This is a genomic window from Pseudomonas sp. FP603 (genome assembly GCF_030687415.1).
Classification (GTDB): Bacteria; Pseudomonadota; Gammaproteobacteria; order Pseudomonadales; family Pseudomonadaceae; genus Aquipseudomonas; species Aquipseudomonas wuhanensis.
Genome location: NZ_CP117431.1, coordinates 3,368,988 through 3,383,937, shown reverse-complemented (window position 1 = coordinate 3,383,937; position 14,950 = coordinate 3,368,988). Strand labels below are relative to the sequence as shown.

The following is a 14,950-nucleotide window of genomic DNA, read 5'->3' as shown; positions in this document are numbered from 1 at the left end:
GTTACCTGCTGCGACAAAAACAACAAGCTCAGGAGCATCACTATGAAAACCGCAACACTGGCCACCCGCCGCTGGTGGTACATCATGCCGATCGTGTTCATCACCTACAGCCTGGCGTATCTGGACCGCGCCAACTATGGATTTGCCGCCGCCTCCGGGATGGCGGCGGACCTGATGATCACCCCAGGCCTGTCCTCCCTGCTCGGCGCGCTGTTCTTCCTCGGTTATTTCTTCTTCCAGATCCCCGGAGCGATTTACGCCCAGAAGCACAGCGTGAAGAAGCTGATTTTCGTCAGCCTGATCCTCTGGGGCGGCCTGGCGACCTTGACCGGGATCGTCTCCAACGCCTACTGGCTGATCGTGATTCGCTTCATGCTCGGCGTGGTCGAAGCCGCGGTGATGCCGGCGATGCTGGTGTACCTGTGCCACTGGTTCACCCGGGCCGAACGCTCACGCGCCAACACCTTCCTGATCCTCGGCAACCCGGTGACCATGCTTTGGATGTCGGTGGTGTCGGGCTACCTGATCCAGCATTTCAGCTGGCGCTGGATGTTCATCATCGAAGGATTGCCGGCGGTGCTGTGGGCGTTTATCTGGTGGCGCCTGGCCGATGATCGTCCGGCTCAGGCCAAGTGGCTCAACGACCAGGAGAAACAGGACCTGGAGAGCGCCCTGGCCGCCGAACAGGTGGGCATCAAAGCGGTGAAAAACTACGCCGAAGCCTTCCGTTCGCCAAAGGTGATCATCCTCGCCTTGCAGTTCTTCTGCTGGAGCATCGGTGTCTACGGTTTCGTGTTGTGGCTGCCATCGATCCTCAAGGCCGGCGCGCAGATGGACATGATCGAAGCCGGTTGGCTGTCGTCATTGCCGTACCTGGCCGCAGTGATCGCCATGCTGCTGGTGTCCTGGGGTTCGGACAAACTGCAAAAGCGCAAACGCTTCGTCTGGCCACCGCTGTTGATCGCCTCGATTGCGTTTTATGGCTCCTACGCCTTGGGCGCGGAACATTTCTGGTGGTCCTACACGCTGCTAGTGATCGCCGGCGCCTGCATGTACGCCCCGTACGGGCCGTTTTTCGCCATCGTCCCGGAGATCCTCCCGGCCAACGTCGCGGGTGGCGCCATGGCGTTGATCAACAGCATGGGCGCACTCGGTTCGTTTGGCGGTTCTTATCTGGTGGGTTACCTGAACAGCTCCACCGGATCGCCCGGTGCGTCTTACCTGCTGATGAGCGGCGCCTTGCTGCTGTCGGTGGTGCTGACGATTTTCCTCAAGCCCGGCGCCAGTGACCGGGTGGTGGCCAAGGCTGCGACGCCTCGGCCGGCTGGGGCTCATTCCTGAATGGATGTTGATATGACGACGATGAAAAAGCAGGTTGTGCTGTACAAGAAACTCTCGCCACTACTGATGGCTCGCTTGCATGAGCAGACTGAGGTGACGCTGATCGAAAGCCTCGACGCCGAGGGTCTGGCAAAGCTGCGCCAGGCCCTGCCCCGCGCCCAAGGGTTGCTCGGCGCCAGCCTGAAACTGGACGCCGGGTTATTGGATCTGGCGCCAAACCTGGAAGCCATTGCCAGCGTGTCCGTCGGCGTCGACAACTACGACATCGACTACCTGACCGAGCGGCGGATCCTGCTCAGCAACACCCCCGACGTGTTGACCGAAACCACCGCCGACACCGGTTTCGCGCTGATCCTGGCCACCGCCCGGCGTGTGGTGGAACTGGCCAACATGGTTCGCGCCGGCCAGTGGAACCGCAACATCGGGCCGACGCATTTCGGCAGCGATGTGCATGGCAAGACGCTGGGAATCATCGGCATGGGGCGGATTGGCGAGGCATTGGCGCAGCGCGGGCATTTCGGTTTTGGCATGCCGGTTCTGTATCACAGCCATTCACCGAAACCGGCGGTGGAGCAGCGATTCAATGCGCAATACCGCAGCCTGACCGAACTGCTGCAGCAGGCCGATTTCGTTTGCCTGACGTTGCCCCTGACTGCTGAAACCGAGGGGTTGATTGGCGCTGAACAGTTCGCCCTGATGCGTCCCGAGACGATCTTCATCAACATTTCCCGGGGCAAGGTGGTGGATGAGCCAGCGCTGATCGAAGCGTTGCAACAAAAGCGGATTCGCGCGGCGGGGCTGGATGTGTTCGAGCGTGAGCCACTGGGGTATGACTCGCCGTTGCTGCAGTTGAATAATGTGGTGGCGACGCCGCATATTGGGTCGGCGACGCACGAGACGCGGGAGGCGATGGCGACGTGTGCGGTGGATAATCTGTTGGCGGCTTTGGCTGGGGAGCGACCGGCTAATTTGGTGAATGTCGGAGCGTGGCGGGTTTAAGAAATTTTGCGTTTGTCAGGCAGCCATCGCGGGCAAGCCCGCTCCCACAGGGATCTATGGCGTTCACAAAAACCTGTGGGAGCGGGCTTGCCCGCGATGGGGCCGGCCGATACAACACAAATCCATCAAGCCCGCCGCACCTGCAGCAACTGCGCTGCACACGACGCAATCCGCTGGCACGCATCCGCCAGCCTCACCTGATCCACCACCAACCCAATGCGAATATGCCCCGCCGCGCTCGGCCCGAAAGCTTCGCCGGCCAACACCGACACGCCATACACTTCAAGCAACCGCTCGGCAAAATCCTGGGCCCCAAGCCCGGTCTGGCGCACATCGACCATCACGAACATTCCGCCATCGGGTTTGATCGGCCGGATGCCCGGGCAACCACTTAGCCTCGCGCACACCAGATCGCGACGCTGGCGATATTCCTCACGCATCAGCGCCACTTCCGGCAAGTCTTTATCGAGCGCCACTTGCGCGGCTTTCTGGACGAAATCCGGAAGGCCGAACAGCATGCACAGCGACAGGTGCATCAAGTGTTCAGCCAGCGGTTTCGGGCCGATCATCCAGCCCACCCGCCAGCCGCTCATGGCATGGGATTTGGACAAACTGTTGAGGGTCGCGGTGCGCTCGGCCATGCCCGGCAGACTGGCCGGGCTAATGTGCTCGCCCTCATACAACAGGTCGCTGTAGACCTCGTCGCTGATCAGCCAGAGGTCATGCCGCACACACAGCGCCGCCAGCGCTTGCCAGCTCTTCAACGACAGGCTGGCGCCAGAGGGATTATTCGGGCTGTTGAGCAGGATGACGCGGGTTTTTGGGGTAATCAGCGCCGCTACATCCGCCGGTTCGACCTGAAAGCCATTCTCCGGACGCACCGCCACCGGCACCACGCTGGCTCCGCAGGCGCCGAACACACCTTCATAGGTCACGTACATCGGTTCGGCGACGATCACTTCATCACCCGGATCGAGCAAGCATTGGGCGACCGAATACACCGCGCACTGCGCACCGGGCAGCACGATCACATGGTCGGCATCCACCTCCTGACCGCAGCGCCGCTGATGACGGCTGGCGATGCTGGTGCGTAGTGTGCGGGTGCCGCGTACATCCGAGTAATGAGTGTCACCGGCCAACAGGCTGTCGATGGCGGCGTGGACGATGGGCAGCGGCGTGTCGAAATCCGGATCGCCGACCGATAGCAGCAGCACGTCGACGCCCTGCTCGCGCAATTCCAGCGCTCGATCGTGAATCTTCCAGGCTGCCGCTCCGTCACCGTCGATTCGTTGGGTCAAGGCTGAATAGCGCATGTACTTCTCCTAACGCGCGGGTTCCAGTTTCAACCCTATCTCAAATCACGAAACGCGCCACCATCGCATTCAAATCAACCGCCAATCGTGACAGTTCGTGGGTGGCGGCGCTGGTCTGGTTGGCACCGGCGGCGGACTGAGTAGCCAAGTCGCGAATATTCACCAGATTGCGGTCGACTTCACGGGACACTTGAGCCTGTTCTTCCGAGGCGCTGGCGATCACCAGGTTACGCTCGTTGATCAGTTGAATCGATTGAGTGATCTGCTCCAGGGCGACACCCGCCGCACGGGCCATTTCCAGGGTACTTTGGGTACGTTGATTGCTTTGTTGCATCGACGAGACCGCTTCGCCGGTGCCGTTCTGAATGCCGGCGACCATTTTCTCGATTTCCTGGGTCGATTGCGCGGTGCGATGGGCCAACGCCCGAACCTCATCCGCCACCACCGCAAAGCCACGTCCGGCCTCTCCTGCACGGGCGGCTTCGATCGCGGCGTTGAGGGCCAGCAGGTTGGTCTGCTCGGCGATGGCGCGGATCACGTCCAGCACTTTGCCGATGTCGCGGCCCTGAGTCGCCAGGCCTTCGATCATCAACGCCGTGTTCTGCACGTCATGGGTCATAGTCTGGATCGCGTCGACGGTTTCCACCACCCGGTCACGACCTTCGCGGGCCGCTTGGGTCGACTGGTTCGAGGCTTCGGAGGTCGATACCGCATTGCGCGCCACTTCTTCCACGGCGGCGGTCATTTCGTTGACGGCGGTGGCCGCCTGTTCGATTTCGTTGTTTTGCTGTTGCAGGCCACGGGACGCTTCTTGCGTCACGGTGCTGAGCTCTTCAGCGGCGGCGCCCAGTTGCGTCGCGGAGCCGGCGATCTGTTCGATGGTTTTACGCAGGTTGAGCTGCATGGCGGACAAGGCACCCAGCAAACGCGCCGGTTCGTCGTTGCCGTCGACTTCGATGACCTTGCTCAGGTTGCCGCCGGCAATGGTTTCGGCGGCGAGCACCGCACGGTTTAGCGGTGTGAGGATGCTGCGGGTCAACAGCCAGGCCAGCAGCACGGTCAGCAACGAAGCCATCACCGCCACCGTCACGATGCCGGTAAAGGCTTCGCTGTAATGCTCGCCCGCCTTGGCCGACGCAGCTTTGGCATCGGCGGCGTTGAGCGCTACCAGTTTGTTCAGTTGCTCGCCCATCTGATCGGTGCCTTCCTTGATCCGCGTATTGATCAGGGCGCGCATCTCCTCCAGTTTGTTCTGCCGCGACAGTTCCAGCATTTGGCTCTGGGCCTGCATGTAGTTGTCGAGGGTAGTCGCGAAGGTTTTGTACAGCGCGGCTTCTTCAGGGCTGGCCGGCAAGGCGGCATAACTGGCTTGGGCGCTGCGCACCTTGTCGACGAGCACGCCGATGCGGGTCTGGGCTTCCTGCAACGCCGCCGGGTCACGGTTAACCAGCACGCGGAACGAGAGAATCCGCAGACGCAGAACGTTTTCCGTCACGTTGCCCAGAAACCCGATGCTGGGTAACTGCGTCATTTCCATATCGACAGAGGCCTGGCGGATGATCGACATGCGGTTCACGGCAAACACGCCGAGCACGATGACCAGCATGGCAATGAAGGCGAAACCGAGGAAAGCTCGAGGCGCGATTTTCAGATTACGCAATGACATAGGATGATCTCGGTAATTGAGGCGGCGAGCATCCTTGCGGTGATCACTGTCGGGCGGGCGATGGCGCGCACCCTTTCAGCTTGGCGCCACTGTTGTAGTTGGTTTGTGTGCGCCTGTTAGCTGTATCGGCCGGGGTTGAGGTTTTTTGCAGGGGTTGGAGAAATATTTTTCGAGGGAGGCTGGAGTGTTTCAGCGGTGAAACACTGGTTAGCTAAAGCGCAGAACCTGTGGGAGCGGGCTTGCCCGCGAAGGCGGCGGCACAGTCAACATTGGCGGTGCCTGACACACCGCTTTCGCGGGCAAGCCCGCTCCCACAGGGATTTCTTTCTGCTGAGGATTGAGTCAGGCCTTGCAGGCGGCCACTCGCCACACCCGCGCGATATCAAGGGCCCGCTCACGCAACAATCGCGGCGCTTCGGCGCAGGCCTGCTCCAGTGTCATCGGCCCGCTGGCCAAGGCAAAGGCCGCATCGATGCCATGCTCGTACAGCGCCTGATACCCCTCGCCCAACGTGCCGGCGATGACGATGACCGGCACGCCGTGCTGCCGTGCAATGCGCGCCACGCCAAACGGGGTTTTGCCGCGCAACGTCTGGGCATCGAAACGACCTTCGCCCGTGATCACCAGATCGGCGCCTTTGACCGCTTCGGCCAGCCCCACCAGTTCGGCGACCACTTCCACTCCGGCCTGAAATTGCGCACCGAGAAACGCCTTGGCGGCAAAACCCAAGCCGCCCGCCGCGCCGCTGCCCGGCTCATCGCGCACGTCTTTGTCCAAGGCTTGCGCGCAGCGTTCGGCAAAATGCCCGAGAGCGTGGTCCAGTTGCTCGACTTGCTCACGTGACGCACCTTTCTGCGGGCCGAAAATCGCTGAAGCGCCGTGAGGGCCGCACAGCGGGTTATTGACGTCGGCGGCGATGTCGAAGCGCACCTTGGCCAGGCGCGGATCGATCTCACTCAGATCGATGCGGGCCAATTGCGCCAAGGCCAGACCGCCCGGCACCAGGGTTTGGTCCTGAGCATCCAGCAGTTTCACACCCAAGGCCTGCATCGCCCCGGCGCCGCCGTCGTTGGTGGCGCTGCCGCCAATCGCCAGGATCACCCGTTGCGCGCCGGCATCCAGCGCGGCGCGGATCAACTCACCGGTGCCGTAGGTGCTGCTGGTGCAGGCATCGCGCAGGTTCGGCGGAACCAGTTGCAGGCCACTGGCCTCGGCCATTTCGATGATCGCGGTGTGACTCTGTGGCAACCACCCCCACGCGGCATCGACCGTGGCACCCAGCGGCCCGCGAACATGGGTGCGGCGCAGTTCGCCGTCGCACGCGGCCAAAATCGATTCGACCGTGCCTTCCCCGCCGTCAGCCATCGGGCACTTGAGCAAGTGTGCATCCGGCCAGACTTCGGCCAACCCCAGCGCAATGGCCTCGGCCACACCCTGGGCACTCAGGCTGTCCTTGAACGAATCGGGGGCGATGACGATTTTCATGCGAATTCTCCAGTTCCAATGCGTCCATGCTGCCAGCCGCCATGAACAATAACGCCGGTCCGCTGCACAAGCGGGCATGAGGATTATTGTTCATTTCCACAAAACCCGGCGGGAGCAGCGTCGTTCACAAATCTGTGCACCACCACAATTCCCTGTGGGAGCGGGCTTGCCCGCGAAGAGGCCATCACGTCCAACATGAATGGTGACTGACACACCGCCATCGCGGGCAAGCCCGCTCCCACAGGGAATTATGTGATTCATGGGTTGGCGTCTGCCTGGGGGAGCAGCTGGACGCCAAGGTAGAGCGCGAGCATTCCGTCCAGCTTTAGCGGGTCGACGCCGCTGAGTTCGGCAATCCGCTCCATGCGGTAACGCAAACTGTTGCGATGGATGCCCAAGGCATCGGCACAGGCCTGGCTCTGGCCGTCGTGTTCGCACCAACTGCGCAGGGTCGCCAGCAGTTGGCCGTTGCCGTCCTTGGCGATGACTTTGCGCAACGGCCGCAGCAGTTCATCCAGCGCATCGTCGTTGCGGTGCCGCCAGAGCATCACCGGCAGCCGATAACGGTTCAGGGTCAGCAAGCGCGAATGCGGTAACACATCGCGTCCATAGGCCAGCAAATCACCGACGCGCCGATAGCAGCGGCGCAACCCCGACAATCCATCGGCCTGCCCGCCCACGGCGATGCGCAAAATATTCCAGCCGAGGCCATCGAGCTTCTCCAGCAGCCGATCATTTTCGATCGCAGGCGTCGCCGGTCGGCACCACAGCAACGAGGACTTGGCCGAGCTCACGCACCAACTGTCCGGATAACGCGACATCAACCAGGCGCTGAGCGCTTCGACGGTCTGCCCCGGGCCGTGTTCCATGCCCAACTCGAACAGGTACGGCACCCGCGTCAATTGCGGTTTGAGCCCCAGTTGCTGCGCTTCGTCCAGCAACCGCGGCGAATCCCCCGCCTCGCTGAGCAGCAGCGCCAGCAGATCATCGCAACGCTGGCGCCGCCATTGCTGTTCGGCTTGCTGATTGCGCTGGCCCACCAGCATCTCGGCGGTCATGCGCACCAGTTCGGCGTAAGTGCGCAATTGCTCGGGTTCGCCGGTGATGCCCAGCACACCAATCAAACGCTGATCGAGCAACAGCGGCAGGTTGATACCCGGCTGCACGCCTTTGAGGTGAATCGCGGTTTGCGCGTCGATCTCCACCACGCGCCCGTTGGCCAGCACCAATTGCGCGCCTTCGTGACGGGTATTGATGCGTTCCGGCTCGCCGCTGCCAAGAATCAGCCCCTGGCTGTCCATGACATTGACGTTGTACGGCAGGATGGCCATCGCCCGGTCGACGATGTCCTGGGCCAGGTCGTGATCGAGTTCGAACATAGCGCGGTTCCTTGAAAACGTGATGGAACGGGTTGTTCACCCGCACAGGCCTTGGTCGTAAACCCTGTGCTCAGGCACAAAGACAACCACCCAAGGGGTGGCCGAGACTCACTGGGCGATCAACGTTACCCTTGCGTCGCAAAAAATCATAATAAAGAGAGAGCCCGCCATGTCACAGAGCGCCACAGCTACCCTGGCCAACGCTGACGACAAGAATGCCGTCTACAAGCGCATTACCCTGCGTTTGATCCCCTTCATCTTCATCTGCTACCTGTTCAACTACCTCGACCGGGTGAACGTCGGGTTTGCCAAACTGCAGATGCTCGACGCACTGAAATTCAGCGAAACCGTGTACGGCCTCGGCGCCGGGATCTTCTTCATCGGCTACGTACTGTGCGGCGTACCGAGCAACCTGGCCCTGACCAAATTCGGCCCGCGACGCTGGATCGCGCTGATGATGATTACCTGGGGCACGCTGTCGACCTGCCTGCTGTTCGTCACCACACCGACCGAGTTCTACACCCTGCGCCTGTTTACCGGTGCGGCCGAAGCCGGGTTCTTCCCCGGTGTGGTGCTGTACCTCTCGCAGTGGTTCCCGACGTTCCGTCGTGGTCGCATCATGGCGCTGTTCATGTCGGCGATCCCGGTGTCCGGCCTGCTCGGCAGCCCGTTTTCCGGCTGGATCCTCAACCACTTCGCCGCTGGCCAAGGCGGTTTAGCGGGCTGGCAGTGGATGTTTTTGCTGCAAGGCATTCCGACGGTGATCCTCGGTGCCCTCGCCTACTTCCTGCTCAGCGACAGTTACGCCAACGCCAAGTGGCTGACCCCTTACGAGCGTTCGGTGCTTGAGGCCGATCACGCTGAAGACCTGGCCAGCAAACCGAAAACCGCCACTGATTCCCTGTTGGCGGTGTTCAAGAACCCGGCGATCTGGGCCTTCGGCCTGATCTATTTCTGCATCCAGAGCGGTGTCTACGCGATCAACTTCTGGTTGCCGTCGATCATCAAGAACCTGGGTTTCAGCGATAACCTGGTGATTGGTTGGCTCAGTGCGATTCCGTATCTGCTGGCGGCGGTGTTCATGTTGATGGTCGGTCGCTCGGCGGACCTGCGCAAAGAACGCCGCTGGCACTTGGTGGTGCCGATGCTGATGGGCGCGGTGGGCCTGTTGATTGCGGTGAACTTCGCCGCCAACCCGGCCCTCGCCATCCTCGGCCTGACCCTCGCCACCATGGGCGCCCTCACCGGCCTGCCGATGTTCTGGCCGGTGCCGACGGCCATGCTGAGTGCGGGTGCGGCGGCCGGTGGGTTGGCGTTGATCAACTCGATGGGGCAGATGGCGGGTTTTCTTAGTCCGTATCTGGTGGGTTGGGTCAAGGACAGCACCGGGTCGACTGATGCGGCGCTTTATCTGCTGGCGGGTGTGATTGTTTGTGGGAGTTTGCTGGCGTTGCGCATGACGCGGACATTGCGGGTTTAAGGTTCAGCGAAAACAAAAACGGCCCTCTCGGGTGATCGTTCCCACGCTCCGCGTGGGAATGCAGCCCGGGACGCTCCGCGTCCCTTCCAGAGCCGAACGCGGAGCGTCCGTTGAGGCATTCCCACGCAGAGCGTGGGAACGATCAATTCTCGCTAGCCTTGCGGGTCGAGGTTATCCAGCACCCGGTTGACGGCCAGTTCCCCAAGCATGACCACCGATTGAATCCCCAGCATCATGTTGCGATGCGGCATCTCCATCAGCCCGGCGAATTCAGTGAGCATCATGCTCGCTGACGCCAGGGTTTCGCAGGCGTTGACCAGCAGGGTTTCGTTATCGACCTTTTCACCGACATGGTAAATGGTGCTGGGTTTGCGCTTGGTGTCTTTGAGGGTGGGCGGTTTGAGGTAGTGGTCGAGGGCGCGGTCGGCGGCTTCGTGGAGTTTTTTTGAATCGAGGGATTCGTAGGGGGAAACGTCGTCGGGTGCCGGTGGATTGGGTGTTGGTTTGAACATAGATGGAACTCCTTGCATCGTAAAAAGGAGCCATCACCCTCGCTACCAAACGGTGGGTGGCGGCCATGCGCAGGTTGGTAGACCGGGATGCAAGGAGACCGGCGCGCTCGAAAGCGCCCTGTGCATGACCACCATAAAGCAGAGACGAGAAATCGCCGCAAATAGTGATGCTTTCACCTTGCATAACCCGGGGCTACCAAACCCCATCGCTGTTTTTCAGCGACGGGGAAAACGATACAGCCCGGGCTCAAGGCGCACTAGCCGGCGGATTCTGGCGCAGTCGTAGTTAACGGCGCAAGAATATGTAGCCTCAGTGAGTATCTGGAAATGTCTTTTAAACATCGCCGTTAAACACACTCCAGACTCCCCGCCTTGGCATCCAGCTCAATCACCAGCCCACCCGGCATCCGCACGAAAATCTGCCAGATCCCATCCTCCGGCACCTGCGCCACCTGATACGGCAAACCGCTGGCCTGCACCCGCCGCAACACCGTGGCAGCGTCCTCATCGGTGCGAAAGGCAATGTGGCTCAACACCGTCTCATCGAACGTCGGCTGTTCGATCACATGCACCAGCGCCTGCGCATCCTGATACAACCAGCGGCCGGGGAACGGGAATGGCGGACGGCGTCCCGGCACCAATCCCAGCAACGAACCGAAGGCCTCCTGCAACGGTTGCCCGTCGGGGGTGTTGAAGGCCAGATGATCAAAGTGCCAACTCATAACAACCCTCCTCCGTCGACATCGATGACGGTGCCGCTGATAAAGCCGTTTTCCATGGCCAGAATAAACGCGGCCGCCAGATCTTGCGGGGTGCCGACCCGGCCCACCGGCAATGCGGCGGCGGTACGGGCAAACATCGCAGCGCGTTGCGCTTCGTCCATGCCGGCGTAAGCCTCAGTGTCGGTCACGCCAGGGCTTACAACGTTGACCCGGCGCGGTGCCAGTTCCTTGGCCAGTTGTTTGCCCAAGGCCTCCAGCGCCGCATTCAAGGTGGTTTTGATGAACTGCCCGGCGACGAATTTGCGCGACAACAGACCCGAGGTCAGGGTGATGCTGCCACGTGCGCTCAAGTATGGCAGCGCGACCTGGATCGCCCGCAGCGTGCCCCAGAATTTGACATCGAAGGCCTGTTGGGCGTGCTGCAAATCGCTGTCAGCCAGCAGTTTGGCACTCACACTCGGACCGGCCGTGATCACCAGATGATCGAAAGGGCCGATGCGCTCGAACAGCTGTTGCAACGACGCTTCATCGGTGACGTCCGCCGCTTCGTGTCGAATCTTTGCATCATGGTCAACCGCTGGCTGGCGGCGACTCACCGCTACCACACGGGCCTCACGCTCGGCTGCGGCCCGGGCGACGGCTGCGCCTATTCCGCTGCGGCCACCGATCACCACTACAGTCTGATTGTGCAAGGAAGCGTTGAGTTGTGTCATGAGCCGATCTCCGGTCGGGTTAGGGAGATTCAATCTTCTCCGGTTGTCAATCGAAGAAAAATCCCGGTAAATCAGAAGGATCTTTAAAGGATTTTTACCAATGAGCTCGATTCTCGACCTGGAGATCTTCGTTCGCACCGCCGACTACGGCAGCATTTCCGCTGCTGCTCGCGCCCTGGAGCTGACCCCGGCGGCGGCCAGCATCGCCCTCAAACGCCTGGAAACCCGCCTCGGCATCCGCTTGCTGGCCCGTTCCACGCGAAGCATGCGCCTGACCGAAGAAGGCCGGCGTTATCTGGAAAGTGTGCGACTGGCGCTCGCCGCGCTGGCCGAAGGTGAGCAGGCGCTCAAGCAACAAACCCAAGGCTTGAGTGGTGTGCTGCAACTGGCCGCGCCATCGGACTTCGGGCGCAACGTGCTGTTGCCGTGGCTCGACGACTTCAAACGAGAACATCCGCACATTCAATTTCAGCTACTGCTCAACGATCGCCATGCCGATCTGTTCCGCGAGACGGTCGATGTGGCTCTGCGCTTCGGTGTGCCGAGTGACTCGACGTTGGTGGCGCTGCCGATTCTGCCGCAGCATCGCCGCGTGGCCTGCGCCAGCCCCGAGTACCTGGCCCGGTGCGGCGTGCCGTTAACCCCGGCGGAACTGAGCGAATACAGCGCCCTGCTCTACCTGCGCGATGGCAGGCCCTACAACCAATGGCGTTTCAGCCGTGGCGATGAAGTGATGGAGGTTCAGGTGCACGGCGACTACCTCAGCGACGACGGCGAAGTTGCCCGCCGCTGGGCCCTGGCCGGGCATGGCATCGCCTACAAGGCTTGGCTCGACGTCGTCGCCGATGTGCAGGCCGGGCGCCTGGTGACGCTGTTCGATGACTGGCAAGGCGAAAGCGTGCCGTTCAATTTGCTGTGCCCGCATCGGTTGCAGGTGTCGGAACGGGTCAAGGTGCTGCAAGCGTTTTTGCAGGAGCGTTGTGAGGCACTGCGTCGATAATTCAGATTGCTCCGCGCGGCGGTTCTTGGTATTTGATTGAAGCTTTCTCACCGGTAAAAGGATTTCGTCATGAGCTATCGCACGCTGGGTCATTCGGGTTTGCAGGTGTCGACCCTCACATTGGGCACCATGATGTTCGGCGAACAGACCAGCACCGAAGATTCCCTGCGAATCATCGACAAGGCCTGGGACCAGGGCATCAATTTCATCGACACCGCGGACGTGTACACCAACGGCCGCTCCGAAGAGATCGTCGGCGAAGCGATTGCCGGCAACCGCCACGAATGGGTGCTGGCGACCAAGGTCGGTTTCGGCCCGGTGGACGGCGTGCCGAACCGTAGCGGCCTGAACCGCAAGCACCTGTTCAACGGCATCGACGCCAGCCTGACGCGCTTGGGCACCGATTATCTGGACATCTATTACCTGCACCGCGAAGACCACGACACGCCGCTGGAAGTCACGGTGTCGGCCATTGGCGATTTGATCCGTCAGGGCAAGATTCGCTATTGGGGCCTGTCGAACTACCGTGGCTGGCGCATCGCTGAAGTGATTCGTGTGGCCGACAAACTCGGTGTCGATAGACCGGTCATCAGCCAGCCGCTGTACAACATCGTCAATCGTCAGGCGGAAACCGAGCAGATCACTGCCGCGCAAAACTATGGCCTTGGCGTGGTGCCCTACAGTCCGCTGGCGCGCGGTGTGCTCAGCGGCAAGTACGCGCCGGATGTGACACCGGACGCCAACAGCCGCGCCGGTCGCCAGGACAAACGCATCCTGGAAACCGAATGGCGGGTTGAGTCGCTGCGCATTGCCCAGCAGATCCAGCAATACACCCGGGACCGTGGCGTGGGCATCGTCGAGTTCGCGATTGCCTGGGTGCTGAACAATGGCGCGGTGACTTCGGCCATCGTCGGGCCTCGGACTGAGCAACAGTGGGATGCCTACACCAAGGCGCTGGCGGTGAGGATCACGGCTGAAGACGAGGCGTTCATTGATTCGCTGGTGACACCGGGGCATGCGTCGACGCCGGGGTTCAATGACGTGAGCCATTTTGTGTCGGGGCGTAAACCGCGTACGGCTTGAGATTTATCGCGGGCAAGCCCGCTCCCACGGGGATCTAGGTCGACCGCAAATATTGTGTACGACACCGGCCAAATGTGGGAGCGGGCTTGCTCGCGAAGACGGTTTCACATTCAACATTGATATTGGCTGGCAGACCGCTTTCGCGAGCAAGCCCGCTCCCACAGGGGTTTTGTGTGGACCGCCAGATCTACAGTTGATTGCCCGCGATGGCGGTTTTGCATCCACCCTTTGCCTGTGCTTCTGCCACACTCGATGAGTGTTGATCGTTCGGACAATATTCGCTTCGAAAACCACGTATCCTCCGCACCCGTTTCACGTTCAACCTCGCGAGGGCAGTTTGTCTAAAGGTATCGCTTTATCGGTTTCGGCCTCGGTGTTGTTTGCCGTCATGTATTACTACACCTCGTTGCTCTCACCCTTGAGCGGCGTGGAGATTTTCGGTTGGCGGATGCTGCTGACCGCGCCGTGCATGACTGTGTTCATGGTGGTGTCCGGTGAATGGACGCGCGTGGTCGAGATTGTTCGGCGGCTGGCCGGCAAGCCGAAGCTGATTGTCGGGCTGATTGGCTCGGCAGTGCTGCTGGGCCTGCAACTCTGGTTGTTCATGTGGGCACCGCTCAATGGTTATAGCCTTGACGTGTCGCTGGGGTATTTCCTGTTGCCGCTGTCCATGGTCCTGACCGGGCGAATCGTCTATGGCGAGCGCCTTTCCTATCTGCAGAAAATAGCCGTGTTCTTCGCCAGCCTCGGTGTGCTCAACGAGCTGTATCAGGTCGGCGGTTTTTCCTGGGCGACCTTGCTGGTGGTGGTCGGTTATCCGATTTATTTCATCCTGCGCAAACGCCTGGCGACGGACAACCTTGGCGGGCTCTGGCTGGACATGGCGTTGATGCTGCCGGTGGCGTTCTGGTTCGTGCAGGGCGGTGAGCAAGGTTTTGGCGTTTTCGACCAGTATCCGTGGCTGTCGCTGCTGATTCCGCTGCTCGGCGTGATCAGCGCTTCGGCGCTGGTGGTCTACATCATTGCCAGCCGGCTGCTGCCGTTCAGCCTGTTCGGGTTGCTGAGTTACGTCGAGCCGGTGCTGTTGCTCGGCGTGGCGTTGCTGCTGGGGGAAAGTATCAAGGCCGGCGAATGGCTGACTTATATTCCGATCTGGTTGGCGGTGTTGGTGTTGGTGTTTGAAGGGTTCAAGCATTTGGTCCGGCAACGACGCCGGCCGATGTAATTGCATGATCCAAAAAAAGCCCGGCCAACATT

General features: G+C 61.1%; 13 protein-coding genes. 6 read left to right on the top strand and 7 right to left on the bottom strand.

The window, feature by feature from the left end; all coding sequences use genetic code 11:
- Positions 1 to 42: 42 nt before the first annotated feature.
- Together PSH65_RS15645 and PSH65_RS15640 are read left to right on the top strand one after the other, a co-directional pair.
- Entirely contained in the window at positions 43 to 1,341 is a 1,299-nt protein-coding gene (locus PSH65_RS15645; RefSeq protein WP_305426885.1) for an MFS transporter, read from the top strand.
- A gap of 21 nt (positions 1,342 to 1,362) precedes the next feature.
- Positions 1,363 to 2,340 (top strand): NAD(P)-dependent oxidoreductase, encoded by a 978-nt coding sequence (locus PSH65_RS15640; protein ID WP_305426992.1) that lies wholly within the window; start codon positions 1,363 to 1,365, stop codon positions 2,338 to 2,340.
- A gap of 125 nt (positions 2,341 to 2,465) precedes the next feature.
- On the opposite strand, the gene PSH65_RS15635 is transcribed toward PSH65_RS15640, so the two are convergent.
- The 4 genes from PSH65_RS15635 to PSH65_RS15620 form a co-directional block, all read right to left on the bottom strand.
- Positions 2,466 to 3,653: a pyridoxal phosphate-dependent aminotransferase gene (locus PSH65_RS15635; protein WP_305426884.1), complete on the bottom strand. Its 1,188-nt coding sequence runs from the start codon at positions 3,651 to 3,653 to the stop codon at positions 2,466 to 2,468.
- A 40-nt stretch (positions 3,654 to 3,693) separates the two neighbouring features.
- A complete protein-coding gene (locus PSH65_RS15630) occupies positions 3,694 to 5,319 on the bottom strand; it encodes a methyl-accepting chemotaxis protein (protein ID WP_305426883.1) in 1,626 nt (541 codons plus the stop codon).
- A gap of 342 nt (positions 5,320 to 5,661) precedes the next feature.
- Positions 5,662 to 6,804: a glycerate kinase gene (locus PSH65_RS15625; protein ID WP_305426882.1), complete on the bottom strand. Its 1,143-nt coding sequence runs from the start codon at positions 6,802 to 6,804 to the stop codon at positions 5,662 to 5,664.
- Positions 6,805 to 7,061: 257 nt separating this feature from the next.
- Positions 7,062 to 8,183, bottom strand: coding sequence for a sugar diacid recognition domain-containing protein (locus PSH65_RS15620; protein ID WP_305426881.1), 1,122 nt, complete (start codon positions 8,181 to 8,183; stop codon positions 7,062 to 7,064).
- A 169-nt stretch (positions 8,184 to 8,352) separates the two neighbouring features.
- Here PSH65_RS15620 and PSH65_RS15615 point away from each other — a divergent pair, with 169 nt between their 5' ends.
- Positions 8,353 to 9,663, top strand: a complete 1,311-nt coding sequence (locus PSH65_RS15615) for an MFS transporter (protein ID WP_305426880.1) — start codon at positions 8,353 to 8,355, stop codon at positions 9,661 to 9,663.
- Positions 9,664 to 9,815: 152 nt separating this feature from the next.
- Here the strand turns inward: PSH65_RS15615 and PSH65_RS15610 are convergent, their stop codons facing one another.
- From PSH65_RS15610 to PSH65_RS15600, 3 genes are all read right to left on the bottom strand, one after another.
- Complete coding sequence (locus PSH65_RS15610) at positions 9,816 to 10,175, bottom strand: DUF6124 family protein (RefSeq protein WP_305426879.1); 360 nt, start codon at positions 10,173 to 10,175, stop codon at positions 9,816 to 9,818.
- Between the two features lie 347 nt (positions 10,176 to 10,522).
- Positions 10,523 to 10,897, bottom strand: coding sequence for a hypothetical protein (locus tag PSH65_RS15605; protein ID WP_305426878.1), 375 nt, complete (start codon positions 10,895 to 10,897; stop codon positions 10,523 to 10,525).
- On the bottom strand, positions 10,894 to 11,610 hold the full coding sequence (locus tag PSH65_RS15600; RefSeq protein ID WP_305426877.1) for an SDR family oxidoreductase: 717 nt from the start codon (positions 11,608 to 11,610) through the stop codon (positions 10,894 to 10,896). The genes PSH65_RS15605 and PSH65_RS15600 overlap by 4 nt, the downstream gene beginning before the upstream one ends.
- Before the next feature lie 100 nt (positions 11,611 to 11,710).
- On the opposite strand from PSH65_RS15600, the gene PSH65_RS15595 reads away from it, so the two are divergent.
- The 3 genes from PSH65_RS15595 to rarD all read left to right on the top strand — a co-directional run bounded on the left by PSH65_RS15595 (position 11,711) and on the right by rarD (position 14,918).
- Positions 11,711 to 12,610: a LysR family transcriptional regulator gene (locus PSH65_RS15595; RefSeq protein WP_305426876.1), complete on the top strand. Its 900-nt coding sequence runs from the start codon at positions 11,711 to 11,713 to the stop codon at positions 12,608 to 12,610.
- Positions 12,611 to 12,679: 69 nt separating this feature from the next.
- Positions 12,680 to 13,693 (top strand): aldo/keto reductase, encoded by a 1,014-nt coding sequence (locus tag PSH65_RS15590; RefSeq protein WP_305426875.1) that lies wholly within the window; start codon positions 12,680 to 12,682, stop codon positions 13,691 to 13,693.
- Positions 13,694 to 14,030: 337 nt separating this feature from the next.
- Positions 14,031 to 14,918 (top strand): EamA family transporter RarD, encoded by an 888-nt coding sequence (rarD, locus tag PSH65_RS15585; RefSeq protein WP_305426874.1) that lies wholly within the window; start codon positions 14,031 to 14,033, stop codon positions 14,916 to 14,918.
- Positions 14,919 to 14,950: the final 32 nt, after the last annotated feature.